This window comes from Marinobacter vinifirmus, assembly GCF_002258215.1.
GTDB classification, from domain to species: Bacteria; Pseudomonadota; Gammaproteobacteria; order Pseudomonadales; family Oleiphilaceae; genus Marinobacter; species Marinobacter vinifirmus.
In genome coordinates, this window is sequence record NZ_NEFY01000002.1 from 122595 (window position 1) to 148529 (window position 25935).

Here is a 25935-nt window from a genome sequence, read left to right on the forward strand (position 1 = left end):
AAAGGCTTTTCAAAACACGCCCACGAGTACGTCCCTGTAGGCTCGTTTCGGGCCGTCCATGGCCCTCAACGGTTTTGAAAAGCCTTTCCACCCAGTCGCGCCTCATACAATGGTCGGGGTTTCCAGCAACCAATGATTCGATCTGCTGTAACCCAAAGTTCGAGTTCCGGCTTGTGGGGCACCTTTCCAAAAATGTCGTAGGCCATGGATGGCCGGAGAGAAGCGCAAAGGGGTGAGGCAAGCGTTTATGAAGCTAAGCTTCATGCGTAGCCGAACGACAGCAATCTATGATTGCTGGCTGGACCCGCTTGCGGGTGCTTGTAGCGGTTTTTGGAAAGGTGCCCCACAAGCCGGGACCTGCACAAAGGCACCGGAACACTCCGGAACGAGACGAGCACCGAAAATGGACGCAAATTCCTTAAAAGCATTCCTGGGCATAGTCGACCAGGGTTCCTTCTCCGAAGCCGCAGAAGCCCTGCACCTGACGCAGCCGGCTATCAGCAAACGCCTTGCTGCACTGGAAAACCAGCTGGGCACCAAGCTGATAGAACGGGGACACCGTGAAATTCGTGTCACCGAGGCCGGCGCCAGGCTGCTGCCCCACGCCAGACGCATCCTAGACGAAATTCATAACGCGCGTATGGCGCTGTCCGCCGACGACGGCATCATCAGCGGCGAACTCGAAATCATTGCCAGCCACCACATTGGCCTGCACCACCTCCCGAACTGGCTGCGAGGGTTCGTCAGTGACTATCCGGAAGTAACGGTCAACCTGCAGTTTATGGAATCCGATGCCGCTTACAGTCAGATGCTCAAACGTAACGCAGAGCTGGCGTTTGTCACACTCAGTGACAGCATGGGAAGCGAGTTCGTGGTATACGAACAGTGGTCTGATCCTATGGCCTTTGTAGTAGGCGCCAGCCATGAGCTTGCAGTGGGTAAAAACGCCAGTCTTGAAGATCTGGCCAAGTATCCTGCGCTGCTGCCAGACACCACCACAGCAACGTACCGGGCGGTCAGCCGTTTGTTTCTGGAAGCCAACCTTCCGCTCAAACAGCAGATCCCCACCAACTACCTGGAGACCATCAAGATGATGGCCAGTGTAGGCCTTGGCTGGAGCGTGTTGCCGGTGAGTATGGTGGATGAAAGCCTGCACCAGCTGGATACCGGGTTTCCGGTCAGCCGGGTGCTGGGGGCGGTGGGCTTGTCAGGCCGGCATCTGAGCCCGGCGGCGACCGCCCTGCTCGGTATTGTTCACGACGAAGAAGCAAACCAAACAACCTGATCCGGATAAACAACGGGAGACAAGATGGGCTTTGACGATTACCTGAAAATCCTGGCCAAGCACGATGGCTCAGACCTTTACCTGAGCACCGGTGCTCCGCCCTGCGCCAAGTTCCACGGTACCCTGAAGCCCATCGACCGAATGCCGATGCCCTGGGGCTGCCGCCGATCCTGAAAGACGTGGTGATGGCCAAGCGGGGGCTGGTGCTGTTTGTGGGGGCGACCGGGAAACCATGGAACACGCCCTGGCATTTGCCGAAACCGGACACCTGTGTATTTCCACCCTGCACGCCAACAATGCCAACCAGGCCCTGGACCGGATCATCAACTTCTTCCCGGAAGAGCGCCGGCCGCAGTTGCTGATGGATCTGTCGATGAACCTTCGGGCGTTTGTGTCACAGCGCCTCATTCCTACTGTGGACAAGAAACGTACCGCTGCCATCGAAATCCTGCTGGGCACGCCCACTATCAGCGAACTGATCCTGCGGGGCGAGATCGACGGCATCAAGGACATCATGGAGAAGTCTGCCAACCTGGGCATGCAAACCTTCGACCTGGCCCTGTTCAAGCTCTGGCAGGAAGGCAAGATCAGTGAAGAAGAAGCCCTGAAGAACGCAGATTCGGCCAACAACCTGCGCCTGCGCATCAAGCTGTACGGCCAGGATGGCTCGTCCGCGAAAGACAGCACCAGTTCCGGCGGCCCCAGCGGCAGCGGGCTGTCCCTGCAACTGGAAGACGATGAGGAAGACCCGGATCAATAAACGCCCGGTCAGGCCTCTTTCGGCGGGGGTTGCAGCCCCCGCCAGGTAACCACGATGGCAAGGGCCATGGCTACGGCACCACCCCAGAAGGCGACCGAGGTGCTGTAGCCATCCACCAAGAACCCCGACATCCAGGCCCCGAGCGCGCCACCGGCGCCGAAGGTCAAACCGCTGTACAGCGCCTGCCCCTGCCCGTGGTGATGTTTGCCGAAGAAGCCCTGAATGTACTGCACCGAAACCGCATGCAAGGCACCGTAAGACGCCGCGTGCATCAGCTGGGCAAAGATCAGCACCGGCACAAGCCCGGTGAGCTCGGCAATCAGCCCCCAGCGGATCATGGTCAACACCAGCGAGCCAAGCACAATCTGGCGCACGGTAAACCGGGTCGACAACCGGTGCATGATCAGGAACAGCCCGATTTCCGCAATCACCCCCAGTGACCACAACAGGCCGATCGACAGCTTGCCGTAGCCGTGCTGCTCCAGGTGAATACTGAAAAACGTGTAGTAGGCGCCGTGGGACACCTGCAGCAGGAAGTTCATCAGGAAGAAGGCCACTACGGCCGGATGAGTAACGATGGCTTTCAGGCTGCCTTTGGGCGCAGACTCTTTGCGTTCACCCCGTTCGGACGGCACCAGGAAGGCCGACACGGCAATGCCGGCGAATACCGGCAGTAACAGCCAGGGCAAATAGCGAATCGGCACCAGTTCCAGCAAGCCGCCGACCAGCGCCACCGCACCGATAAAGCCCACCGAGCCCCACAGCCGAACCTTGCCGTAACGTTCTTTTTTTGAACCCAGCACCCGCAGGGTGATCACTTCATACAGCGGAAGAATCGCGTTCCAGAAAAAGGTAAACGCGAACATAACCAACAGCAGGCCGTAAAAGCCGGGCTCCAGAAACACTCCGGCAAAAAACAGGGAACCGGTGATAGCTCCGAAGCGTACCAGCCTTACCCGCTGGCCTGTGCGGTCGCCCAGCCAGCCCCACACGCTGGGGGCCATTACCTTGGTCAGCTGAATGGTCGCCATCAGGGTGGCGATTTGCAGATAGGAAAAGCCCTGCCCCTCCAGGTAGAGGGACCAATAAGGCAAAAGCCCTCCAAGGAGGGCGAAGAACCAGAAGTAAAGGTTAGACAGCCGCCAGTAGATGGTAGCGCCTCCCGGTTATCAGAGCTGGCCGAGTACCGGCGTATCGACGCTTACATCACCATTCTGGCCACGATGGCGCAGGTAATGATCCATCAGCACAATGGCCATCATGGCTTCGGCAATCGGCGTGGCCCGGATACCCACACAGGGGTCGTGCCGGCCAGTGGTGATCACCTCCACCGGGTTGCCATTCACATCAATACTGCGACCCGGCAGGCGCAGGCTGGATGTAGGCTTCAGGGCAATGCTCGCGACAATGGGCTGGCCGGAGGAAATGCCACCCAGCACGCCACCGGCGTGGTTAGACAGGAAACCTTCGGGCGTCATCTCGTCCCGGTGCTCGGTGCCCTTCTGCTCCACGCAGCCAAAACCGGCGCCGATTTCCACACCCTTGACGGCGTTAATGCTCATCAGGGCATGGGCCAGGTCGGCATCCAGCCGGTCAAATATTGGCTCGCCCAGTCCCGGCGGAACACCGTCGGCCACCACGTTGATGCGGGCACCAATGGAGTCGCCCTCTTTACGCAGCGCGTCCATGTAGGCTTCCATTTCCGGCACCTTGTCGGCATCCGGGCAGAAGAAGGGGTTCTGGTGTACCTGGTCCCAATCCAGCTTCTCGATCCTGATGGGGCCCAGCTGTGACAAGTAACCCCGAATACGAATACCCAGGCGCTGCTCCAGGTACTTGCGGGCAACGGCGCCAGCAGCCACCCGCATGGCGGTTTCCCGGGCCGAGGAGCGACCGCCGCCACGGTAATCACGCACACCGTACTTGTGGGTGTAGGTGTAATCGGCGTGGGCCGGGCGGAACTGTTCGGAAATCTTGGAATAGTCCTTGGAGCGCTGATCGGTATTTTCGATGATCAGGCCAATGGGCGTGCCGGTGGTTTTACCTTCGAACACGCCGGACAGAATCCGCACCTCATCCGGTTCCCGGCGCTGGGTGGTATGGCGGGATGTGCCCGGCTTGCGCAGGTCCAGGTCCTTCTGCATATCCGCTTCAGACAGATCCAGCCCGGGAGGGCAACCGTCAATAATGCAGCCCAGAGCCGCCCCGTGGCTTTCACCGAAGGTGGTTACGGTAAACAGTTTTCCAAAAGTATTTCCGGACATAATTCAGCACTTTATCAAGGTTTTATAATAAATTACTTCAGCTGTTTCTGGCCTGCCATTCACGCAGGTCCCGGGCCGTAACCAGGAACACACCGTCGCCGCCATTCTCGAATTCCAGCCAGGTCAGCGGCAGGTCCGGATAGGCATCGTCCATCGCACCCCAGGAGTTACCCACTTCCACAATCAGCAGGCCGTCTTCGGTCAGGTGATCGGCGGCACCGGCAATGATGCGGTGGGCAATATCCAGGCCGTCGTCGCCTGCGGCAAGGCCCAGTGCCGGCTCATGCTGGTATTCTTCCGGCATGTCCGCCAGGTCTTCCGCATCCACATACGGCGGATTGCTGAGGATGACATCATAGCGGCCCTCGATGTTGTCGAACACATCCGAGCGAACCGTTTGTACCCGCCCTTCCAGGCCGTGCATCTCGATGTTGGATTCGGCAACCGCCAGCGCATCTTCAGAGATATCCGACAGGTCTACTTCTGCCTCGTCGAACACCGTCGCGGCGCCAATTCCGATACAACCGCTGCCCGTGCACAGGTCCAGAATTCGCTGAACGTGCGTGCCGCCAAGCCAGGGCTGCAAGCCGTTTTCCAGCAACTCACCCAGCGGTGACCGGGGCACCAGTACCCGCTCATCTACGTTAAAGGGCATGCCCATGAACCAGCCTTCGCCCAGCAAATAGACAATGGGCACACGCTCGTTAATGCGCCGCTCAATACGCTCGATAATCAGCTCCCGCTCGCTGCGGGTCAGCCGCGCATCCAGGAACAGGTTGTTGTTTTCCAGCGGCAGGTGGACGCTGCGCAGCACCAGTTGTACGGCTTCGTCCCACACGTTATCGGTGCCATGGCCAAAGTACAGGGGCGAGGCAGCAAACCGTGAGGCGGCATAGCGCAACAGGTCGCGAATGGTCTGCAGGTCATCTACGGGGCTGGTCACAAAGTCGGTTTCCTGGTCGGTAAGTTTCAGCGCGGCATTATACGCTGATTAGGCCGATGGCTGCAGCTTTCCGCCCGCCTGCCATCACAGCGCCAGCGGGCCGGAACTGCTGCGGCTGGCCTCAAAACGGTCCAGGGCCGCGGTCATACGCTCACGCCCCAGCTGGATCAGCTCCGGCGCCTTATGGAAGTCGTAGCTGCGGGACGCGTTCTTGGGAATGTTGATCAGCAAGTCCGGCGGATAACCGGCAATCTTGTACTGCACCAGGGCGCTCTGCATGGTTTCGATGGTCAGGTTCATCACATCAAACTTGCCAATGCCCAGCTTGTCCCAGTCGATGGTGTCGTGCTCTTCCCGCTTTTCCGCATCCGGGTGGTCGGCAGGCACCGGAGCCTTGGCCTTGGCCTCAATCGCTTTTTCCTGCGACTTTTTGGCAATCTCCCGGCTGATCTTCTGTTCCGGTGTTTCGTCCTCACTGCCCTTGCGGTTAGTGAGCGCTTTCAGGGCATCCCAGTCGAACCAGCGGGAAGCTTTGTCCCGGAGCGCATCCATCCACTCTTCCATGTCGCCGCCGGTATCCTCTGCGGGCGTCAGTGCTGCGTCCGGAATTCGCTGGAGTTGCTCTTCCTCGCCCGCCAGGTTGACCGCCATAATCAGGTCTGCGTGGGCAGAGATGGTGGGAATAATCGGTAAGGGATTCAGCACCGCACCGTCCACCAGCACCCGGCCGTCCAGCACCAGCGGCGTCACTACACTGGGAATCGCAATTGAGGCACGGATAGCCTTGTCCAGGGGCCCTTCCTGGAACCAGATTTCCTTATGTGCCAGCAGGTCAGTCGCTACGGCGGTAAAGGGAATCGGCAGGTCTTCAATGCGGGTATCACCCAGAATTTCCCGCACGATGGAAAACACCTTCTCGCCCCGGATGGCACCGATGGAGCTGAAGGTAAGGTCCAGCAGCTTGATCACATCAAACTGCCCTAACCCGGTTACCCAGTCTTTGTACTCTTTCAGCTTGCCGGCGGCATACATACCGCCAATCAGGGCGCCCATGGAGCAGCCGGAAATCGCAGCAATCTTGTAACCACGCTCTACCAGCACCTCGATTGCGCCAATGTGGGCATAGCCCCGGGCGCCACCGCTACCCAGGGTCAAGGCAACGGTCTTGCCCTTTCCGGTCTTGCGAACATTGCTGCTGGCAGGCGCACTTGCAGGAGAAACATCAGAGCTTTTTATGACCGCGCTGGCGCCGTTATCAACCGGTTTATCCTTCTGTGCCATGGCTTACCTCTTGATCACCAATACTTCTACACGATCACCACGACGATCCGGGTCTTCCACCTGCACCACGGGCCCTACCGTGACAATACGAATCTGGCTGCGGGAGATTCCGGTTTTGCCCAGAACTTCGGCCAGGGCGTCACCTGCCTGTCGGGCGCGCTCCAGGGCCGCCTCCAGACGCTCGCCATCCTGCAGGGAGGAGAACGCGGCCAACACCACCTCGGCGCCCTCATCAGCCGCCCAGTCGGTCAGCCTGCGCCGGTCATCGGCACTGAAATCAAACCGATAGGTAACGCCACCGCTCCAGGGCACCACCACCGGCCCCTTCATTCGCCCGTTTGACGCTTCAAAGCCCGGAATGGACGCACCTGCGCCTACCTCCAGCTGCTCCACCCAGACATACTCCCGCAGGTTACCGCGAGTGACGGTATACACCAGCGTGAGCCACTGGGTGCCGTTCTCGTCTTCCACTGCAGCGGCCACGTAATCCTGGCTGCCGTCACGGCCCAACAGGCGGGATTGCTGGAAAATCTGGTTGGCCCAGACGTTGTTGCGACCGCACTGGATACCGGAACACTGGTACAGAACGCTGGCGCCCCTGGCCCGGAGTTCCGTCAGGTAATGGTCCAGCGCCGCTTCGCGACTGGCGTCCCGGTTGATCTCGAACAGCTGCCCCTGGCCAGACACCGGCAGGCGCGCCATTACATCGGAACGGATTTCGTTGCGAATCTCCCGCACCGGGCTGAACAGCACCAGGTGGCCGCTGGATTCAATCGCTGCGGTATTCTGCAGCGACGATTGCGAGAACTGAACAGGGGCCTGTGCCAGAGCGTTCGCCTGGACAGCACCGGCAGACGCAAACAGAACTACGGCCGCCAAACATCTCAAAAAGCCACTGCTGGGTCGGTTAAACATCAAAAAGAAACCTTTTTATGGCATCACTGACTGGCGTGGTATCGCCATCCAGGTGACAGTGGTGGCCGCCGGGAACATCCACCGTGGTCAGCTCCGGAATCAGCGCCGCGCGCTGATCCAGCCCCTTCCGGTAAGTCAGCAGGCCTTCCTCGGCACGCACAAACAGCGCCGGGGTTTTAATGGCCGCCAAAGAGGCTTCCACCTGTTGCTCTGTCATCATCAAAGCCGTGGGATGCCGCAACCTTGCATCGGTCTGCCAGACATACCCCACCCCGTAACTGCGCATGTTCCGGGGCACCAGCAAGCTGGCCGCCTCGGCACTCAGGGGGCTGAGGCCTCCCTCGCGAATTCGTGCTGCGGTTTCCACATCCGGATAGATCGCCGGCGGTGCCGAACCGTTACGCTTTTTCTGCAATGCCCGGCGCAGCTGGGGAATGGTTTCTTCCGCCGGGCGGCTAAGCGCCCCCAGGCTGTCGATCATCACCAGCCGCCGAACCCGCTCCGGAAAGGCCGCTGCGTACAAAGCACATACGATGCCGCCCAGAGAATGGCCGACCAGGTCTATCGGTTCTTTTTCGCTGTGCGGAAAATGGCTGTCGATCAGTTCGGAAAGGTCGCCCACATAGTCCATCAGCCAGTAGCTGTACCCCGGCGGCCGGTGGCCGGACTGGCCGTGGCCTGCCATGTCGATGGCGTGGACCGGCGCATGGGCGGCAATTTCCGGCGCAAGGCGGGCAAAGCTCATGGCGTTATCCAGCCAGCCGTGCACCATCAGCACCGGTTGCCGGGTGGTTGCTTCGCGGGGCGGATGCCAGCTCAGGCCGGCAAGGGTGATGTTTTCGAGTGGCCAGTGCGCCTCCCGGCAGTCGGCCGGAACTTCGTGCCCACTGTCGGGTAACACTGTGTCATTCATGCAAGGCAGGTCCTACATGGTGTGGGTGGGGCGATCAGAGCTCAGGGAGCCAGCCAGGTATGATTCGATCTTGGTGCGGGCGGTTTCATCATCACCGTTGAACTGCACACCAATACCGGCAGCCCGGTTGCCCTGGGCGCCTTTCGGGGTTATCCATACAACCTTGCCGGCCACCGGGATTTTCTCCGGCTCGTCCATCAAGGTCAGCAGCAGGAAAACCTCGTCGCCAAGCTGGTACTGCTTGTGGGTCGGAATGAACAGGCCACCCTGCTTTATGTACGGCATATAGGCTGCGTACAGCGCGGCTTTGTCGTTGATAGTCTGGGTCAGAATACCACTGCGTGCTCCGAATCCGGGCCCCATATCAAACACCTTCTTTTTTCTGATATTTCGCAATCATAGCAGCTGTTAACCGCTAAAGCTCAACCTGCGGCGCGCTTTCTGGGCATCAAATCACGCCAGGCAATCAACAGCTGGCTGGCTTCCAGTTCCGGGCTGGCATTATACACGGCGGCCTCCCGGCTCTGCCGGACCCGATCCAGCAATTCATGGGCCCGCCAGGGCGGATTGCTGCGGGCCAGGAACATCAGCATGTCTGCCGCTTCGGTATCATTGGGCTGACCGCCGGCGCTGCACCGGGCCAAGTCGGCGGCCCAGCTTTCGAACAGCCAGAGAGTATCCTCCAGGCCGATGGTCTTGAAGCACTTCGCCGCATCACCCACGGTGATCTGCCCTTTCATAAACTGCTTGAACGCCTCGAAGGCCTTGTCCCGTAACCCCGGAAACTCGCCGGTGGCATATTCCAGCGCCAACCTCGGCGCATTACCCGCCAGCATCAGGCTCTTGGCCAGCACCCCGGCTCCGGGGCGCTGATCCTCCTCCAGCCCGGACACCTGCGCCGCCAGCCAGTTCTGGGCCTGTTCTTCCGCCGGCACCGGAATGGTCAACGCCTGGCACCGGGAGCGAATGGTGGGCAGCACTGGCCGGCCACTTTCCTGCAACAGCAGAAGAGTGACATCCGGCAGCGGTTCTTCCAGGGTTTTCAGCAGGGCGTTGGCGGCATTGATGTTCAAAAGGTCTGCCCGGTCGACAATGGCCACCTTGTGATGGGCCACCTGGGGCGAACCCACGGCAAAGGTCGACAGTGCCCTCACCTGGTCCACCTTTACCATGCGGGATTTCTCCGGCGCGTAGATTCGCAAATCCGGATGACTGCCCGCACGCAGCAACTCGCACTGCTTGCAGTGGCCACAAGCCACCAGGTTGCCATTACCCAGGTCTTCCCGGCGATCGCACAGCAATAACCCGGCAACGGCCTCGGCCCAGGCACGCTTGCCCACACCCCGTTCGCCGGCCACCAGCAAGGCGTGAGGCAGCCGGTCTTCCGCAAGCCGGTGCTGAACCGCGTGCCAGGCCTTGGTCAGCCAGGGCATGTCTTGGGCGATATCACTCATTGGGTGGAGTCCGTATTTCGGGTACTGGTTCCGGGCCATTGCGCCGTTGCCGCTTCATGGTGCGCAGCAACCGCTTCAAACGGCGGGTATCGTCGGCAGAGGCCGGCGCAGATGAAGCACTATAGTAATGATTGTTCACGGCCCGGGCAAAGACCCGCGCCGATTCAGACACAGCGGGAACCGCCCGGGACAGCCTTTGCGCCAGCGCCTCCGGAGTTTCACCAGCCCGCACCGGAACACCCGCCTGCTCACAGAACCGGTGCCAGCTGCTGACCACCCGGCGGAACGCATCCTGCCGTGCGCCCCGCTTCATGCCCAGGGCAGACACCAGGCCGGCCACCAGCAACGCCAGGCCCACAATACCTGCAGTCAGGTAGCCCAGTTCCTTCATACCCACGCCACCGAGCAACCGGGACATCAGATCCATCTGGCTCTGGCCCTGATAACCCACCACCCAGCGCTGCCATTGGTAGTTGATGCGATCCAGCTGCAGTGAGGCCCACTGCAACACCTGCAGATCGCTGTAACGCTGAGGCGAGATCAGTTCGTTCTCGAGGAATGAACCTTCGTCTGCCATGGCGTCCCGCAGCCCGGATTCAATCCGGCTAGGGGCGATGGCGGCAGTAGGATCAACCCTCACCCAACCGCGCCCTTCAAGCCACACTTCCACCCAGGCGTGGGCATCGTACTGGCGAACAATGTAATACTCGTTGTTGGCACCGGCGTCGCCACCCTGGTAACCCACAACCACCCTTGCCGGAATACCTGCTGCCCGGAACACAAAAGTAGCTGCACCGGCATAGTGGGCACAGAACCCCCGCTTTTCATCGAACAACAGGGCATCAATGCCATCTTCCGGCATGGCCGGTGGCCGCAGCGTGTAGAAATACTCCTGCTCCCGGAACCGGCGCATCAACTCCATCACCGTTTGTTCCGGGCTTAACTGCGAACCCAGCTGCTGCGCCAGTTCCCGTGCCCGGGGATTCCCCTGGGCCGGCAGCTGCAGGTATCGGCGTTGTTCCAGCGGTGACAACCCCTGCACTGCGCTGCTCGCCGCCACATTGCCAAGAGCCATCCGATAGCGCACAGAGCTGTCTGCCGGGCGCCGGAAACGGAACAGGTTTTGCTCTGCCTCTACCACGTTATCCGAGACAGCTTCGGAGCCGTCCAGGGCGAACGCCCAGCGCTGGTCGGTAGGTTCCAGCAGCACATCGTACTGGTTCGGCTCCAGATCCCCCACGCCGCCATCGATGGCTACCCGGCCCGGCCGGAAGAAACGCTCGGAATCGCCCTGGCGCCAGGTTTCGCCGTCCAGCCGATCCAGGATCAGCCCGCGCCAGTATCGGTCACGGTAATCCGGGGCATCACCACCGAAGGTCACTCGAAAGGCCCGTTCGCTGCTCTGGGCCAGGTTGGAGATATCGCCCGGGCGCATGGTGTCCGAAATCCCGCTCCGGGCCTGGCCAGACACCATGGGCACACTCCACAGCGGCGCCATGCGGGGGAAGAACACAAACAGCAGGATCACCACCGGCAGGGTTTTCAGCATCAGAAGGCCAAGGCGCTTCCAGCCCCGGCCGATGGCATTGGGCAGGTCCGGCGCGTTTATGGTTTGCAGCCCCACCAGCAACAGTGCAATGGCGGCAAAGTTCACCAGCGCCCAGAGAATGTCCTGCCGGAACAGGAAATTCACCGTGGCCAGGTACACCAGGATAAAAAACAGCACATAGAAGTCCCGGGCACTGCGGGTTTCCAGCCATTTCAGGCCCACCGCCAGCACAAAAAACGATGCCGCCGTATCTACCGTAAAACGTCCCTGAACCGTGGCAATGTACACCGCCATCAGGATCAGCATGATACCGGTGCGCAACCAGCGCCCGGGCAAACCCACCCGCCCAATCTGCGCCAGCCAGCGCCAGCCGGCCAGCACCACACAGGCCGCAATCAGCCACACCGGCAGGCGATCCCACTGGGGCACAAGCAATACCGCAAAGGCCGCAATCAGCCACAGCAGCGCCTTACCGGGAATGGTTTCTTTCGGCGGTTCTTCCCGGCCACTGAACAGGCCAAAAGGCAGGGAAAGCTTCATACCGCACTGCCTCCCCCTGCTGCCCGATCCAGTTTCCTGCGGGTACCAAAGGCCCTTGCATCATCATCCCGGGGCTTTTCTTCGCCCCAGATAGCCAGCGCCCGCAGGCAACGCTCCGCATGCACCTTGCCGGAATCAGGTTCAATCAACTCACCGGGCAGGTTCAAGCCAAAACGGGCGCCCTTGGCTGCCCTGTCCTGCACCAGCCAGGCCAGGTAACTCAGCCGCAATTCGTTATCCACACCCGGAAAAGCGGCAAAATCCAGCCAGTGGGGGCTGCCCTGCTTCGCCTCCCAGTCTGCCACCACCATCTGGCCGGAGCGGGCAAAGCGCTTCCACATCACCCGGGGGCTTAAGTCTCCTTCCCGCCAGGGCCGCAAGTCCGCTTCGTCCTGCCCGGCTGTTTTCGCGGCCGCCGCGTTCTCCGGGCCATCCTCCAGGGTACTGAGTGCTTCCGGCGCCGCTAATAGCCGCGGAAACACCAACCCGGCCGAAGACGGCCGCACCCAGGACCAGGCCTTCAGTAAACCAAACGGAAACCGGGTTTCAATACGCACCCTGTCGGGGCGCAGATAGCCGCGCCAGGCCGAAGGGACAGGCAGGGTGACGTCTTTCGACTCCCCGGCTGGCACATGAATGCCCGCAACCCGGGAGTCCTCCACCGACAGGCTGATCGCCAGTGAATCGTCTTTGCCACTGCTGACCCGAAACCGGAAAGGAATGTCTTCACCAGCCACACCCTCCCCAGGCTGAACCAGAGAAAGCGACAAGCCGGACAGATTGCGATGGGTCTGATGCATCGCCCCCACAAACAGGGCGCCCAGCATGAAGGTAAGCAGGTAAATCAGGCTGTTCTGATAATTGATGCCGGTAATCAGCATGATCAGCAGCAGAATGCCGAACACCACACCGGCGCCGGTGGGCAGAATGAAGATGTTTTTCTGGCTGAACAGAACGCTGTCTGCACGGGGAATACGGCGGTTGATCCAGCGGCTGAAACGACGGCCAACAGATTGTTTTATCATGCCCATCAGGCCGGAAGACTCCTGAAAAGTTCAATGCAGTTTACGGACTATGAAACCATATCCACAGTGTTTTTATAACTGTACTCCGTAGGGGAAGATTCTGATCACAATACCGGCACTTTCCGGTTGAAATAGTGTCAGACAAACCGAATACTGAAAAAATGAAGCGCATAGCCTGAATGCCCTTGTTTGAGCAGTCTCAGCAGTCTCAGCAGCGCCTCTGCACACACCGGTTACCCAAGAGGCAACTCATGATACGTCGCAAACTGCTTGCCGCTGCCATAACGGCCGCCATCGCTGCTCCCGCAACTGCGGGCGTACAAACCATGACGTCTGACGAAATGGTGGAAACCTACGTAGAAGACTCTGCCGTTATCGTGGTACCCAAAGACCAGCAGAAGTCCGAGGCAGATCGCCAGCGCATCATCCAGGCCCTGACCATTTCCCCGGGCGAGCCGGTTGTCACCGAAGCAGAAGAAGAAGCCTACCGGGAAGCCCTGCAACGCTACCTGGAAGATGACCGCAAAGATTCCTTAACCGACGCCGAGGAAGAATTCCTGCGCCGCGCCCTGCTGCTACCAGTCGACGAACTGGCAAGGGTCCAGCCACCAGCCGAATTCCGCCCGGACATCCCCCAGCTGATCTTCGGCCAGCAACCGGAAATTCCGGACGAACCCTTTACCCAAACCTTCCTGAACGACCAGCTGGGTATCGGCTTTGACGGCCAGAACCTGAATTTCAGCATTGGCAACCCGCCGGGGATTGACCGGATCAATATTCCGCAGGGGATTAATGAAGGGCCAATTAATCTGACGCCGCGACCTGGGGGTGGGTTTGATCTTTCTATTCAGGTGCCGGACCAGTAAGGCCTGATAGCAACTCTTACGACTAATGAAAAACGGCAGCCGATGAGCTGCCGTTTTTTGTGCCTGCGTGTTCTGCAGAACCAAAAACGCCCCGCCGAGGCGGGGCGTTGCACCAGTTTTGGTGTCAGGTCGGATTAGCGACCGTAGACTGCCAGACGGGTGTCGGAGACGTGCAGGTTATCAATGCCGATGGTACCGATATTGGCGCCGCCGATATGGGTTTCAGCGATGTTGATATCCATCAAGACATCATCAATATCTACACGCAGGACATCCTGCTTGGTGCCGTCGAGATTGTCGCCTTTGTAAACATCTACGCGAGCAATCGCGAACGACTTACCAAGAGCACCGGATGCAAGTCCAACCAAACGAGTCTCAAGCGCCGCGTCTTCGCCAGCCGGGTCACCCAGCAGGCCAGTAAGCTGAGCCTGATCAAGAGTCTGACCTCCATCATTCACACCACGGATACTCATACCCTTGATACCAACGCCCATGAACTCAACGTCAAAGTCCATTTGCTCAACAGTGAAAGCAACGTCCAAGTTCAGCGTTCCGGTACCGGCTACGCCATTAACGTCGTCGGTGTCCACACGGATATCCAAGGCACCCAACAGACCCCATGCATCCATATTGGAAATCAGAGTGGTTTGCTCACCCGCGTTGCCACGAAGTTCCATGGAGTCTGCGGTCATACCCCAGTCAATTGGCATGTAAGCTGGTGAACCATCAGGGTTTTCCACCTGCTCTCCCGTGTCGGGATCAAGTTTTGGCTGAAGTGACCCAACGTGAATAACAGCGTCACCGTCATCCGCAACATCAATATCAATCTTCAGGTTATCCAACAGGCCACCGGCACCCGTCGCAGCGGCATACTGGGTAGCGCTTTCAGAAGCACTAACGGTTGCACCACCAAGATCGATACCACTAACAGCGAAAGTACCTCCAGCAGTTCCATCATCCCCGGAGCCAGCATGACCATCAGTATCTGTGTACGTAAACTCACCAATGCTCACCCGGGTTTCAAGTTCAATGGTCACACCAGCCTGGCCGGTGACATTTCCCATCGTGGAGTCATCCAGGGCTTTCAGATCAGCATTTGCAGCAAACGGAGCTGCGGCGATCGCGGTAACCAATGCAATTTTTTTCAGGCCTTTCATTCTTATCTCCTTATAAACTCATTTTGTTGTTATCTGAGTTTTTGTTTAAGTGCGAGCTCAACTGCTCACGACTCCATTTAAGATTGTTTTACAGTCTTATTCCGTGACTACTCTCACACTTCCAAACACCGCCAGACTTGTTCACTTTCCATCATAGAAAAATTCGAAACTCTTATCCTGCGATACCGCAGCTCTGAACTCTGCGGTACCAGAGTTCAGAGTTACCGGCACTAATTTTATTCCGGATACACCCAAACGGTGCTCGTGTTCAATCGCAACAACTCGGCGCTTCATACCGTTCTTTTCTATAGTTCCAGGGTAAGCAACTAAGCCAGCATCGATCCGCCCGTGGCGAGCTACTGACTTCAGACTTGCGCGATACATTAGTACCTTGATTTCTGGAGGAGCTCCCTTCGCATCTTCTCCTAGCTGAATTTTCTTCAGCTCACCGTTCTTCATCAACATCCAAGCGTTTGGTTCAAAAACACCAGAGGATTCAAGTTCGTCTTTCACCTGGGCAATCGAAGCCTCCGTCATCGCCTTCAAATCTCCTTGCGCCTGTCGCACAACTAACGACAGCTCTTCGGCCGTAAGCTTCCCATCAGCTAGCACATGGTCTTCGTATTCCTTTTCTTGAGCACAGCTCAATGGAGCCCACATACCGGCCAGTGTTAGTGTAAGTATGAGATTCAGCGAGAGAAATTTATGCATTTTCTTAACCCAACATTTGTTTTTTTAGAGCACGAACAAAGCGGATCTCCGTTAGAATGATCCGCTGGCGGCACGATCATTAGATCAGCGCCTGTCCCGATCGGACAACGCCCGTTTTGTGCAGCGTGTAGCATTCTTCCAATTTTTAACGGAGGTAACTTGGCCTTTCCTGTCTGCCAGTCCATTTCCCGCCAGCAATTTGATCAGCTTTGCAGCCATTCGGCAGCAGAGCCGGACTTTGTATTTCTGGGCGGCCAGGCAATTGCGGGTGGGCGCGGAGCTGCGCGGGGGTTCTCCTGCCATGCGGTGGAACGGGTCTCGTTGCCAGCCAATGCAGGCATGGGCGTGGACACTCAGGCTTTGGCCCGGAAGATGGAACGGCTGGCGGCGCCTTACCAGCACGCCCTCAGTTCGCTAAAGGAAGCACCCTGCCCGCTGATCGGCGGCTGGGTCGGCAGCCTGGCCTATGAGTTCGGATACGCCCGGGAGGCGAAGCTGCAAGGGCTGGTGCCGGAGCTGCCATTGCCGCTGATGTTTGCCGGGCTGTACCTGTGGTTTGCCAGTGAAGACCTGGAATCAGGGAACTGTTATCTGTGGGTACACCCGGACTTGCCGCAGGCTCAGCAGAAACAACTGGAGAACTGGCTGGCTACCCCCGCTGAGCCACAGCCAAGGCACTGGCCTTTGCAACAGCCGTTCAAGCCGACTCAAGCCCCGGCCGATTTCCGCAATCGCGTGCAACAGGTACAGGATTACATCCAAGCCGGCGATTGCTATCAGGCCAACTTGTCCCAGTCTTTCGAAGGACACTACAGCGGCGATCCCTGGTTGGCATTCACCGAACTGAGCCATGCCAACCCCACACCCTACGCGGCGTTTCTGCGCCATGAAGGCAGCACGGTGGTGTCGGTGTCACCGGAGCGGTTCCTGGCAATCCGCGACGGGGTGATCGAAACCAGTCCAATCAAAGGCACCCGGCGGCGCGGCGCCACGCCGGAGCAGGACAAGGCCCTTGCCGATGAGCTGCTGGCTTCGGAAAAAGACCGTGCCGAAAACCTGATGATTGTGGATTTGCTGCGCAACGACCTGAGCGTGAACGCCCTGCCCGGCTCGGTGACGGTGGACGAGCTGTTTGCGCTGGAAAGCTACCAGAATGTGCACCATCTGGTGAGCCACATCCGCGCCCAATTGAAACCGGATGTAAGCCCGCTACAAGCCCTGTTTGACGCTTTCCCGGGAGGGTCCATTACCGGCGCCCCGAAAATCCGGGCCATGGAGATTATCCACGAGCTGGAACCCCACTGGCGCGGGCCCTATTGCGGGTCGGTGTTCTATTACGGGCTGGATGGGCGGCTGGACAGCAACATTGCCATTCGCACCCTGCTCTGCGAAGCAAACGGCAGAATTCAATGCTGGGGTGGAGGCGGAATTGTGGCGGATTCCGACCCGGAAGCGGAGTATCAGGAAACCCTGACCAAGGTGAAGCCGCTGATGGACTTTCTGGAACAACTAAAGCGGTAAGCGCGAACGATCTGTGCCGCCAGGTTTCCCTCAGCGGCACAGACCGGAATACCGGAAAATCAGGCGCTGTGAATGGCGCTGGCTTTCAGGAATTCCTGCCTCAGGTCGTCAAAATTGTGTACCGCCGGGAACTGCGGGAATTCGTCGATCACATTCTGAGGCGCGTGGAACAGAATACCGGCTTCGGCCTGGCCCAGCATGGTGGTGTCGTTGTAGGAATCACCGGCGGCAATCACCCGGTAGTTCAGCAACTGGAAAGCCCGCACAGACTGGCGCTTGGGGTCGCGCTGGCGCAGCAGGTAGTTGGTGATCTGGCCGTTGTCAGCCACTTCCAGCTTGTGGCACAACAGCGCCGGGTAGCCCAGTTTCTTCATCAGCGGCATGGCGAATTCGTAGAAGGTGTCCGACAGGATCACCACCTGGAAACGCTCGCGCAACCAGTCCAGAAACTCCCGGGCGCCGGGCAGCGGGTCCAGGGTGCCGATCACTTCCTGGATTTCCGGCAGGCCGTAGCCGTGCTCGTCCAGAATGCGCAGGCGCTGTTTCATCAGTACGTCGTAGTCAGGAATATCCCGGGTGGTTGCCTTGAGTTCTTCAATACCGGTTTTTTCTGCAAAGGCGATCCAGATTTCCGGGATCAGTACGCCCTCAAGGTCAAGACATGCGAGTTCCACAACGGTCTCCTGAATAAATGATAAGGTGGCAGGCACAACAGGCGCCCGACTTGCTGCCGCGTATGATATGAAAAACGAGGCGGGAATGCATCGGGAATCCCGGCCTTTAACCTGCCGGCGAGCTATAAATATATAGTTTGTCATTCCTTCAGGTTATGAGCGGTTTGATGATAGCCTTGCGGCAACACGATAACGATTGCTGGAACAACATGACTGACATCGATTCTCTGCGCACCGAACTGGACGGCCAGAGCCCACGGGCCATCCTGAAAGCCGCCATCGCCCGCTACGACAACATCGCCATTTCCTTCAGTGGTGCGGAAGATGTGGTGCTGATCGAAATGGCCCACAAGCTGACGGACAACCTGCAGGTGTTCACCCTGGACACCGGCCGGCTGCACCCGGAAACCTACGAGTTTATCGAGAAAGTGCGCCAGCATTACGGCATCGAGATCGAAGTCCTGTTTCCGGACTCCGGGGAAGTTCAGGCCCTGGTGGGCAAGAAGGGCTTGTTCAGTTTCTATGAAGACGGCCATTCGGAATGCTGCGGCATCCGCAAGGTGAACCCGCTGCGCAAGAAACTGGCCACGGTGGATGCCTGGATTACCGGCCAGCGTCGGGACCAGAGCCCGGGCACTCGGAACGATGTTCCAGTCGTGCAGATAGACAGCGCCTTCTCCACCGAAGACAAACCGCTGGTGAAGTTCAACCCGCTGGCGAACTGGACCTCTAAAGAAGTCTGGGACTACATCCGCATGGCAGAAGCCCCCTACAACAGCCTGCACGAAAAGGGTTTTGTCAGCATCGGCTGCCAGCCCTGCACCCGCCCGGTACTGCCAGGCCAGCACGAGCGCGAAGGCCGCTGGTGGTGGGAAGAAGCCACCCACAAGGAATGCGGCTTGCATGCCGGCAACCTGATTGGCAAATCCGGCTAACCTCCCTCCAGAATCAAGAAAAGCCCGCCTGTCATCGCTGACGGCGGGCTTTTTAGGTTCAGGGCACTCAGTAAACCGGCAGTTCGACGTCCTTGAACAGTTCCTGGATCTCGGTACGGCTGCCCTGATGGGCCACCACGCGATCCACCATTTCCTTGGTCAGGTGCGGTGCAAAGCGTTGCATGAAGTCGTACATATAGCCCCGCAGGAACGTACCCTTGCGGAAGCCGATCCGGGTAACCGACGGGCGGAACAACTTGCTGGCATCCAGTGCCACCAGGTCGCTGTCGGTTTTCGGGTCGAACGCCATGCTGGCGATAATGCCCACCCCCAGACCCAGGCGCACATAGGTTTTGATAACGTCGGCATCCGCCGCCGTGAACACCACTTTCGGGGTCAGACCCTTGGACTGGAAGGCTTCATCCAGCTTGGAGCGGCCGGTAAAGCCGAATACGTAGGTCACCAGCTGGTATTCCGCCAGCTCTTCCAGTGTCAGCTCCTGCCCCCTGGCCAGCGGATGGTCTTTCGGCACCACCACACAGCGGTTCCAGCGATAGCACGGCATCATCAGCAGGTCGTTGAACAGGTCCATGCCCTCGGTGGCGATGGCAAAGTCCACGGCACCGTTGGCCGCCATCTCGGAGATCTGCATGGGCGTACCCTGATGCATATGCAGCGACACATCCGGATACTCTTCAATAAACCCGCTGATCACCGGCGGCAAGGCATAGCGTGCCTGGGTGTGGGTGGTGGCAATACTGAGGTCGCCCTTGCGCTGGTTGCTGAACTCCTGGGCAATTTTCTTGATGCCTTCTACCCGGCGCAGGATTTCTCCGGCCTCGCGGATGATAATCTCGCCGCCCGGAGTGATGCGGGTCAGGTGCTTGCCGCTGCGGGCAAATACTTCCAGCCCCAGCTCGTCTTCCAGCAAGCGGATCTGCTTGGAAATCCCCGGCTGTGAGGTAAACAGGCTCTGGGCGGTGGCGGACACATTCAAATCGTGGTGCGCAACTTCCCAGATATACCGCAGTTGTTGTAATTTCATTGAATCTGTCGCTCCCTGGATGAGTCTACCGCCCGATAATACGCATAAGAACGGTTATTTTCATTCTTTTTTGATATACAAAAGGTAACTGTATTCAGTGTAGACCAATTCCGTGCTTTCGCAGCCCCGCCAAAGCCTTGCGTCACCGCAGCCCTTGACTTGCCGGCAGCAAAGCACACAATCCATTACCTACATTTCGGTTAACCGGACAACCATGCTGCTGAACACCAAGTTTCTGAGGCCAACACCAGACCCGCGAGCCGTGCGCCGGCAACGGCTCGATTCGCTGCTGGAGCCGGAAACCGGCAAGCGGCTTAATATGGTGGTTGCGCCGGCAGGCTTCGGTAAAACCACCCTGGTAAGCCAGTGGTGTGCCCTGAACAGCCACCGCACCGCCTGGTTGTCGCTGGACGAACACGACAACCAGCCACGCCAGTTCTGGCAGTACGTGGTGGGTGCCTTTGAACACGCAGGTCTGATGGGGCTGGAAGACATCCGCAAACAGCTCGCCCGCAGTGACGGCGAGGACCAGACCGCCGCCATCACCGGTTTGATCAACACCCTGAGCCAGGACGACACGGCCTGGTTCCTGGTGCTGGACGACTACCACGAGATCACCAGCGACACCATTCACCGCCAGCTGGGCTGGTTTATCGACTACCTGCCCCCGGGCATGCTGGTGACCCTTGCTTCACGCACCGAACCACCCTTACCCCTTGCCCGCTGGCGGGTACGGCGGCAGGTGCAGGATATTCATCCGGGGTTGCTGGCGTTCTCTGAAGACGAATGCCGGGCATTCTTCCGGGACACCATGGCCATGGAGTTATCGGAGCAGGAAATCCGCTCGGTGTGCCAGCGTACCGAAGGCTGGGTGGCCGCCATGCAATTGTCGGCGCTGTCGGCCAAGTCCGGCCAGCTCAACCTCGACCAGACTTCCGCACCCCCAAGCCTGAACCCGGACGGCCGGCTGATCAGCGATTACGTGCTCACCGAGGTGCTGCGCCAGTTGCCCCGGGAACTGATGGACTTCCTGCTGGATACCGCCTGCTGCCCTCGCCTGTCCGGCGCCCTGTGCGACGCCATCCGGGAACGCAGCGACAGCCAGGATGCGTTGACCCGGCTACTGGCCCAGAACCTGTTCCTGATTCCGCTGGACACCCGTAACGAGTGGTTCCGCTACCATGACCTGTTCCGGGAAGCCCTGTTGCAACGCATTCAAAGCAAAGACCCCGCCCGGGCAGAGCTGATGCAATCCCGCACCATCGACTGGCTGCTCAGCCATGGCCAGGTGCAGGAAGCCATCGGCCAGATTGTCCGGCGCAAAGACACCGAGCGGCTGGCGCGGGTGCTCTCGGAGCACGGCAACAACCTGATCCACGGCGGTTTCCATTTGCCGGTACTGGAATGGCTGGAGAAAATCCCTGCGGATGTCATCAACGACAGCCCGCAGCTGCAGATGCTCAAGGTCTGGGGCCTGTTCTTCGCCAACCGGGTAGAAGGGTTGGAGCCCTTGCTGACCCGGGTGGAAGACCTGCTGGACCGCCGGGTGGCAGACTCGCACCCGGATGCCGAAGGCGCCCTGGCCATTCACAGCGAAGTATCGCTGGTACGCTCGTACCTGGCCCGCAGCCGTAATGACGAGAAAAACGCCTCGGACCTGACCCGGCAGGTGCTCAAGGACATCGACAAAATCAGCATTCCCCTGAAATCCGTCACCTACTACGGCCTGGGTATGGATTATTTCGGCAAGGGCGAGCTGAACGAGGCCGAAGAAGCCCTGGAAAGCGCCGTGTACTACGGCCAGGTGGAGCGAAAACCCAGTACCGTGCTGTCTTCCGGCGGGTTGCTGGCGTGGATCCAGTACAACCGGGGCGACACCGACCTTGCCCTGGAAACCACCAGCCGGGTACGGCAATGGGTAGACGAACACTACGCCGACCCCAGCCAGCCGCGGCTGATCTCCTGTTGGCAGAACAGCGCCCTGATTGAGATCTACCGGGAACAGAACCAACCCCAGACCGCAGCCGGCTACCTGTCGCCATTGCTCGAACACGTCGAAAAAGGCACCGAGCCCGGCCAGCATGTGGTCATCCAGTTTGTTCGGGGCCACCTTGCGTTCAGTGAAGGCAAGCTGGATGCCGCCATCGATGCCCTGAAAGATGCCGTTGCCGTTGGCCGAAAACGCCGAGATCACATCCTGTTTGATCCGCCTGCTGCTGCTGCCCTGCTGGCGCGCTGTTACCTGGCCACAGGCCAGGCTGACAAGGCCATGGACTGCCTGCAGCCGGCCCTTGAAGAACCAGCCACCAACCCCCTGAACCGGGAGCAGAACCAGATCGCCCTGGCCCGGGTATTGATTGCCCGAAGTGACAGCCAGAAAGCGCAGGAGATACTGTCTGCGCTGATTCCCGCTGCCGAGCGCAACGCCCATACCCGTCACCTGGTAGAGATTCTGCTGGTGTACGCACAGGCATTGTTCCAACAGGGCCACGAGGAAGAAGCCAACCGGATGCTGGAAAGGGCCATGGACAGGGCTGAACATGCCGGCTTCCTGCGCCTGTTTGCTGAAGAAAGCCCGGCACTGCGAGAGAAGATGCTGGAGCTGCCGCGACTGAGAACACCGGGGCGATGGAACCGGGAATTGCTGACCATGCTGAAGGACCAACTGACCGAACCGGTAGTATCTGCCGGTTCAGAGCCGGCAGCGCCGGAAACCGCTCCGGTTACGCCAACACCGCGGCCAGCAGCCAGCGAACTGGCCGAACCTTTAAGCCAACGGGAACAGGAAGTGCTGGAGCTGATCAACCAGGGCCTGGCCAACAAGGACATCGCCGGCAAGATGTCGGTGGCACCGGCGACGGTGAAAGCCCACATCCGTAACCTCTACGGCAAGCTGGGCGTGGGCCGGCGCACCGAGGCTCTGGCCCGGGCCCGGGAGCTTGGGCTGTTGGGGGACACGACCAAAACGTGACGCAGTTCACACTTTGCCCGAATTAAGCCCCCTCACTACGCCCTTTGGACGATCCGTTTACGCCCCCTTACGCCCTATCATTTAACCATGGTGAGGTTAGCGCCTTACCGCGAATTCTGAAATTCAGGCCTTCAGATTTCTTGTTCCGCGTTATTTCGACGCCCGGGTTCGTCAGAACCCCTTGATAAGAGCCACCCGATTGGGATGGCTCTTTTTTTATGGGCAAAGGGAAAGGTTCAGTATTCGATTACGCGCCGGAACGGCGGCAGGGCATCCAGCAGCAGCTGGCCATAGCGGCGGGCGACAATGCGCCGGTCCAGGATGGTCACCCGGCCGGTATCCTGTTCGGTACGCAACAAACGGCCCACGGCCTGAACCAGCTTCACCGAGGCATCCGGCACGGTAATTTCCATAAACGGGTTACCCCCACGCTGGGTAACCCACTCAGCCAGGCTGGCGTCGATGGGATCATCCGGCACGGAGAACGGCAGGCGCGTAATCACTACGTGGTGCAGGTACTTGCCCGGCAAATCGATACCTTCGGCAAAGCTGGCAACGCCGAACAGCACGCTGGGCTTACCTTCATCAATGCGGGCGCAATGCTGCTTGAGCACCTCATTCTTGGCCATGTCGTCCTGGGTACGGATCAGTTCCGGGTATTCCGGAGCCAGGGCATCCCTCACCTGCTGCATCTGTCGGCGGGAGGTGAACAACACCAGTGTGGCCTTTTCGCCGGCCCAGAGTTCCGGCAGGCGCTTGATCAGGGCATCGCCAAAACCGTCATCGGTGGGCATGGCATTCATGGCCGGAACTTCGACCGTGGCCATTTCGCCATAACGGAACGAGCTGGGCACCACCAGATAACGGCTGGCTTCCGGCAGGCCGGCCCGGGACCGCAGGCGATCGAACTTGCCCAGCGCCGTCAGGGTGGCACTCGTCAGCACCGCGCCATAAGCCCGGGACCAAAGCCGTGAATACAACAGGTTGTCGGCCAGCACCGGCGAGCTGTACAGGGTAATGTCTTCAGCGTGGTCCCAGCGCTGGCGCACCGCCCACCGGGCCGCGGGCGGGCCTTTGCGGATAACCGGGGCCGCGTCTGTACTTTCAGTTTGAGTGGTGGCATCGGAACCGGTCGCCCCTTCACACCAGGCCGCCCACAGGCGCAACTGCTCTTCTGCCCGGCTGTGGAAGGCACCGATCATCGGATACCAGGAATCGGCGGTGTCCCGGTCCAGTTCCGGATCTTTGCGTTCGTCGAAGGCATTCTGCAGTTCTTCAACCAGGGTGCCCAACTGCCGGCACAGGCCAGCGGTCACAATGCGCGTTTCGGCCGCCAGTTCCGCCAGGGTATCCGGCAGCTCGCCATCCGGATAGCGCCACTGGGCGCTGCGGCGCTCGTCGTTGAATTCCCAGGCGGTATTAAGCTCCACCTCGTCGTACACCTTGGCAAGGGCGAGGTCGAGATCCCGACCAGACAGGCTGATCTTGTCCACGGCCTTGGCTGCCTGCGAACCACCGGGCAACCAGGGCTGCATTTTCACCAGGGCCTGGGAAAGCTGCTTCAGCCACTGGCGGGTGGAGTTCAGGGGAACCGAGGCAGCAAAGTGGTTCAGGGCCTTGTCTGGCAGGTGGTGGGCTTCGTCGAAGATAAACAGGGCATTTTCGGGCTCCGGCAGGATCGCACCGCCGCCCAGGGCCAGGTCTGCCAATACGAGGTCATGGTTGGCCACCACCACATCGGCATCGTCCAGGTCTTTGCGGGCATCGAAAAAGGCGCAGCTGTCGAAATAGGCGCAGTGGCGATTGGTGCACTGGCGGTGGTCGGTCGTCACCTGGCGCCAGATTTCATCGGGGATCTGTTCCGGCCAATGGTCCCGGTCGCCGTCCCATTCCCGGGAGCCGTAGCTGGCCAGCATTTTTTCAAAGGTAATCCGGCTGGCCGCTTCATCGTCGGCCGGCTGGTCCAGCAGGAACAGCGGCATGGTGTCGCTGTCGCCATGGCCTTCGTCGTGCAGCCGGGATTCCAGGCGGGACATACACAGGTAACGGCCACGGCCCTTGGCCAGGGTCCAGCTGAAATCCAGCTTGCTGTGCTTGCGCAGGTCCGGCAGGTCTTTCAGGACGATCTGGTCCTGCAGGGCAACGGTGGCGGTGGAAATCACCAGGGTTTTGCCCAGCGCCTTGGCCACAGGGATGGCCGCAATCAGGTACGCCAGGGTTTTACCGGTACCGGTACCGGCCTCCACCACGCAGGTGGCCGGCGGCGAGGTGCGCTGGCCATCGTTGTCGGTGATATCGCCCATATAGCGGGCGATCTCGGCAATCATCAGGCGCTGACCATAACGGGCACGGATGTCCTTGCCGGCCAGCAAGTCACGGTAGGCCTGCTGGATTTGCTGCTTTACGTCTTCTGTCAGGGCCATTATCTCGGACTCACCCAGTCCCTCACGGTACCAACACGGAAGTACTGGCCGTTCTTGCTGAGCACTACGCCGTCTTCGGTAATGCGCTCAATGGTGAGCTGCTCGAACCGGTCGCCGGTGCGCAGGTAACGATTATTGATCATCACGCGGCTGGCGGACGGGTCCGAGGAATAGATATGGCTGTTGAAGGTCAAGTCGGGCACGCTCTTCTGAAAGGACAGGGGCAATTCTACCAGATGCGGCACCCTGCCCTCTGGCTGGGGCTGGGTCAAGCCCGGATTGGATTTTGACTGGCTGGGCACGATCACCACCGGTTCTGCCCAGAGCTCTTCGGTGCCGGAATGGGCTTCCGGTACATCCGGAATCTGTGCCGCCGGCTCTGGCTCCAGTTGTACAGTTGCAACCGGCTCCGGTTCGGGCTTCGCTTTCGGGGCGTCTGCAACAGGCTGTTCGGTGGGTACCGGTTGTGCCGGGGCTGGTTCGGACTGAATGACGGTGGCAACCGGGCCGGTGTCCGGCCAGAACACATAGGCCATCACCCCGGCATTTACCAGCAAGGCCAGCACCACAATCCACACCACCGCGGGTATCCGCTTTTTCTTCGGCCGGTACACCATCTGTACCTGGTGGCCGAGATCCGGAGCCTTGCCTTGCCGGCGCTCTGCTTCGGACTTTCTGAGGGCATCAAGAATGTACGACATAA

Annotated in this window: 21 protein-coding genes and 1 pseudogene; 6 read left to right on the top strand and 16 right to left on the bottom strand. The window is 59.5% G+C overall.

Annotation, left to right across the window (positions count from 1 at the left end):
* Positions 1-403: 403 nt before the first annotated feature.
* Positions 404-1285 (top strand): LysR family transcriptional regulator, encoded by an 882-nt coding sequence (locus tag B9Q17_RS03030; RefSeq protein WP_094624061.1) that lies wholly within the window; start codon positions 404-406, stop codon positions 1283-1285.
* A 24-nt stretch (positions 1286-1309) separates the two neighbouring features.
* Positions 1310-2045, top strand: a pseudogene (locus tag B9Q17_RS03035) (ATPase, T2SS/T4P/T4SS family).
* An 8-nt stretch (positions 2046-2053) separates the two neighbouring features.
* Here B9Q17_RS03035 and B9Q17_RS03040 read toward each other — a convergent pair.
* The 10 genes from B9Q17_RS03040 to B9Q17_RS03085 form a co-directional block, all read right to left on the bottom strand.
* Positions 2054-3196, bottom strand: coding sequence for an MFS transporter (locus B9Q17_RS03040; RefSeq protein ID WP_094624062.1), 1143 nt, complete (start codon positions 3194-3196; stop codon positions 2054-2056).
* 18 nt (positions 3197-3214) lie between these two features.
* The gene (aroC, locus tag B9Q17_RS03045; protein ID WP_094624063.1) at positions 3215-4309 is read right to left on the bottom strand and encodes a chorismate synthase; all 1095 of its coding nucleotides are present in this window, start codon (positions 4307-4309) and stop codon (positions 3215-3217) included.
* A 37-nt stretch (positions 4310-4346) separates the two neighbouring features.
* On the bottom strand, positions 4347-5252 hold the full coding sequence (gene prmB, locus B9Q17_RS03050; RefSeq protein WP_094624064.1) for a 50S ribosomal protein L3 N(5)-glutamine methyltransferase: 906 nt from the start codon (positions 5250-5252) through the stop codon (positions 4347-4349).
* A gap of 84 nt (positions 5253-5336) precedes the next feature.
* Positions 5337-6533 carry a patatin-like phospholipase family protein gene (locus B9Q17_RS03055; protein WP_094624065.1) on the bottom strand — a complete coding sequence of 399 codons (1197 nt, stop codon included), beginning with the start codon at positions 6531-6533 and terminating at the stop codon, positions 5337-5339.
* Positions 6534-6536: 3 nt separating this feature from the next.
* Positions 6537-7421 carry a DUF4892 domain-containing protein gene (locus tag B9Q17_RS03060; protein ID WP_244177294.1) on the bottom strand — a complete coding sequence of 295 codons (885 nt, stop codon included), beginning with the start codon at positions 7419-7421 and terminating at the stop codon, positions 6537-6539.
* Positions 7422-7440: 19 nt separating this feature from the next.
* A complete protein-coding gene (locus B9Q17_RS03065) occupies positions 7441-8361 on the bottom strand; it encodes an alpha/beta fold hydrolase (RefSeq protein ID WP_094624067.1) in 921 nt (306 codons plus the stop codon).
* Between the two features lie 12 nt (positions 8362-8373).
* Positions 8374-8724 (bottom strand): PilZ domain-containing protein, encoded by a 351-nt coding sequence (locus B9Q17_RS03070; protein WP_022990106.1) that lies wholly within the window; start codon positions 8722-8724, stop codon positions 8374-8376.
* Positions 8725-8783: 59 nt separating this feature from the next.
* Positions 8784-9815: a DNA polymerase III subunit delta' gene (holB, locus tag B9Q17_RS03075; RefSeq protein ID WP_094624068.1), complete on the bottom strand. Its 1032-nt coding sequence runs from the start codon at positions 9813-9815 to the stop codon at positions 8784-8786.
* Positions 9808-11904, bottom strand: coding sequence for a transglutaminase TgpA family protein (locus B9Q17_RS03080; protein ID WP_094624069.1), 2097 nt, complete (start codon positions 11902-11904; stop codon positions 9808-9810). The genes holB and B9Q17_RS03080 overlap by 8 nt, the downstream gene beginning before the upstream one ends.
* The gene (locus B9Q17_RS03085; RefSeq protein WP_094624268.1) at positions 11901-12929 is read right to left on the bottom strand and encodes a DUF58 domain-containing protein; all 1029 of its coding nucleotides are present in this window, start codon (positions 12927-12929) and stop codon (positions 11901-11903) included. Before B9Q17_RS03085 ends, B9Q17_RS03080 begins: the two co-directional genes overlap by 4 nt.
* Positions 12930-13180: 251 nt before the next feature.
* Here B9Q17_RS03085 and B9Q17_RS03090 point away from each other — a divergent pair, with 251 nt between their 5' ends.
* Positions 13181-13795, top strand: a complete 615-nt coding sequence (locus B9Q17_RS03090) for a hypothetical protein (protein ID WP_022990102.1) — start codon at positions 13181-13183, stop codon at positions 13793-13795.
* A 134-nt stretch (positions 13796-13929) separates the two neighbouring features.
* Here the strand turns inward: B9Q17_RS03090 and B9Q17_RS03095 are convergent, their stop codons facing one another.
* Positions 13930-14952 carry a DUF6160 family protein gene (locus tag B9Q17_RS03095; RefSeq protein WP_094624070.1) on the bottom strand — a complete coding sequence of 341 codons (1023 nt, stop codon included), beginning with the start codon at positions 14950-14952 and terminating at the stop codon, positions 13930-13932.
* A 141-nt stretch (positions 14953-15093) separates the two neighbouring features.
* Entirely contained in the window at positions 15094-15663 is a 570-nt protein-coding gene (locus tag B9Q17_RS03100; RefSeq protein ID WP_094624071.1) for a hypothetical protein, read from the bottom strand.
* Between the two features lie 159 nt (positions 15664-15822).
* Here B9Q17_RS03100 and pabB point away from each other — a divergent pair, with 159 nt between their 5' ends.
* Positions 15823-17184 carry an aminodeoxychorismate synthase component I gene (pabB, locus tag B9Q17_RS03105; protein WP_167373003.1) on the top strand — a complete coding sequence of 454 codons (1362 nt, stop codon included), beginning with the start codon at positions 15823-15825 and terminating at the stop codon, positions 17182-17184.
* A gap of 59 nt (positions 17185-17243) precedes the next feature.
* Here pabB and thrH read toward each other — a convergent pair whose 3' ends face one another.
* Positions 17244-17858 (bottom strand): bifunctional phosphoserine phosphatase/homoserine phosphotransferase ThrH, encoded by a 615-nt coding sequence (gene thrH / locus B9Q17_RS03110; RefSeq protein ID WP_094624072.1) that lies wholly within the window; start codon positions 17856-17858, stop codon positions 17244-17246.
* Between the two features lie 209 nt (positions 17859-18067).
* Here thrH and B9Q17_RS03115 point away from each other — a divergent pair, with 209 nt between their 5' ends.
* Positions 18068-18793 carry a phosphoadenylyl-sulfate reductase gene (locus tag B9Q17_RS03115; protein ID WP_094624073.1) on the top strand — a complete coding sequence of 242 codons (726 nt, stop codon included), beginning with the start codon at positions 18068-18070 and terminating at the stop codon, positions 18791-18793.
* Between the two features lie 67 nt (positions 18794-18860).
* Here B9Q17_RS03115 and cysB read toward each other — a convergent pair whose 3' ends face one another.
* Positions 18861-19838 (bottom strand): HTH-type transcriptional regulator CysB, encoded by a 978-nt coding sequence (gene cysB, locus B9Q17_RS03120; protein WP_022989017.1) that lies wholly within the window; start codon positions 19836-19838, stop codon positions 18861-18863.
* A 214-nt stretch (positions 19839-20052) separates the two neighbouring features.
* On the opposite strand from cysB, the gene B9Q17_RS03125 reads away from it, so the two are divergent.
* Positions 20053-22809, top strand: a complete 2757-nt coding sequence (locus B9Q17_RS03125; RefSeq protein WP_094624074.1) for a winged helix-turn-helix domain-containing protein — start codon at positions 20053-20055, stop codon at positions 22807-22809.
* Between the two features lie 236 nt (positions 22810-23045).
* Here B9Q17_RS03125 and dinG read toward each other — a convergent pair whose 3' ends face one another.
* Positions 23046-25232 (bottom strand): ATP-dependent DNA helicase DinG, encoded by a 2187-nt coding sequence (gene dinG, locus B9Q17_RS03130; protein WP_094624075.1) that lies wholly within the window; start codon positions 25230-25232, stop codon positions 23046-23048.
* Positions 25232-25933, bottom strand: a complete 702-nt coding sequence (locus B9Q17_RS03135; protein ID WP_094624076.1) for a general secretion pathway protein GspB — start codon at positions 25931-25933, stop codon at positions 25232-25234. The genes dinG and B9Q17_RS03135 overlap by 1 nt, the downstream gene beginning before the upstream one ends.
* Between the last annotated feature and the right edge of the window lie 2 nt (positions 25934-25935).

What these genes read in the sequence shown, in the direction of transcription:
- B9Q17_RS03030 (WP_094624061.1), top strand. Translation starts at nt 404, where the DNA reads ATGGACGCAAATTCCTTAAAAGCATTCCTGGGCATAGTCGACCAGGGT.
- aroC (WP_094624063.1), bottom strand. Translation starts at nt 4,309, where the DNA reads ATGTCCGGAAATACTTTTGGAAAACTGTTTACCGTAACCACCTTCGGT.
- B9Q17_RS03055 (WP_094624065.1), bottom strand. Translation starts at nt 6,533, where the DNA reads ATGGCACAGAAGGATAAACCGGTTGATAACGGCGCCAGCGCGGTCATA.
- B9Q17_RS03065 (WP_094624067.1), bottom strand. Translation starts at nt 8,361, where the DNA reads ATGAATGACACAGTGTTACCCGACAGTGGGCACGAAGTTCCGGCCGAC.
- B9Q17_RS03070 (WP_022990106.1), bottom strand. Translation starts at nt 8,724, where the DNA reads ATGGGGCCCGGATTCGGAGCACGCAGTGGTATTCTGACCCAGACTATC.
- holB (WP_094624068.1), bottom strand. Translation starts at nt 9,815, where the DNA reads ATGAGTGATATCGCCCAAGACATGCCCTGGCTGACCAAGGCCTGGCAC.
- B9Q17_RS03080 (WP_094624069.1), bottom strand. Translation starts at nt 11,904, where the DNA reads ATGAAGCTTTCCCTGCCTTTTGGCCTGTTCAGTGGCCGGGAAGAACCG.
- B9Q17_RS03085 (WP_094624268.1), bottom strand. Translation starts at nt 12,929, where the DNA reads ATGATAAAACAATCTGTTGGCCGTCGTTTCAGCCGCTGGATCAACCGC.
- B9Q17_RS03090 (WP_022990102.1), top strand. Translation starts at nt 13,181, where the DNA reads ATGATACGTCGCAAACTGCTTGCCGCTGCCATAACGGCCGCCATCGCT.
- B9Q17_RS03095 (WP_094624070.1), bottom strand. Translation starts at nt 14,952, where the DNA reads ATGAAAGGCCTGAAAAAAATTGCATTGGTTACCGCGATCGCCGCAGCT.
- B9Q17_RS03100 (WP_094624071.1), bottom strand. Translation starts at nt 15,663, where the DNA reads ATGCATAAATTTCTCTCGCTGAATCTCATACTTACACTAACACTGGCC.
- B9Q17_RS03115 (WP_094624073.1), top strand. Translation starts at nt 18,068, where the DNA reads ATGACTGACATCGATTCTCTGCGCACCGAACTGGACGGCCAGAGCCCA.
- cysB (WP_022989017.1), bottom strand. Translation starts at nt 19,838, where the DNA reads ATGAAATTACAACAACTGCGGTATATCTGGGAAGTTGCGCACCACGAT.
- B9Q17_RS03125 (WP_094624074.1), top strand. Translation starts at nt 20,053, where the DNA reads ATGCTGCTGAACACCAAGTTTCTGAGGCCAACACCAGACCCGCGAGCC.
- dinG (WP_094624075.1), bottom strand. Translation starts at nt 25,232, where the DNA reads ATGGCCCTGACAGAAGACGTAAAGCAGCAAATCCAGCAGGCCTACCGT.
- B9Q17_RS03135 (WP_094624076.1), bottom strand. Translation starts at nt 25,933, where the DNA reads ATGTCGTACATTCTTGATGCCCTCAGAAAGTCCGAAGCAGAGCGCCGG.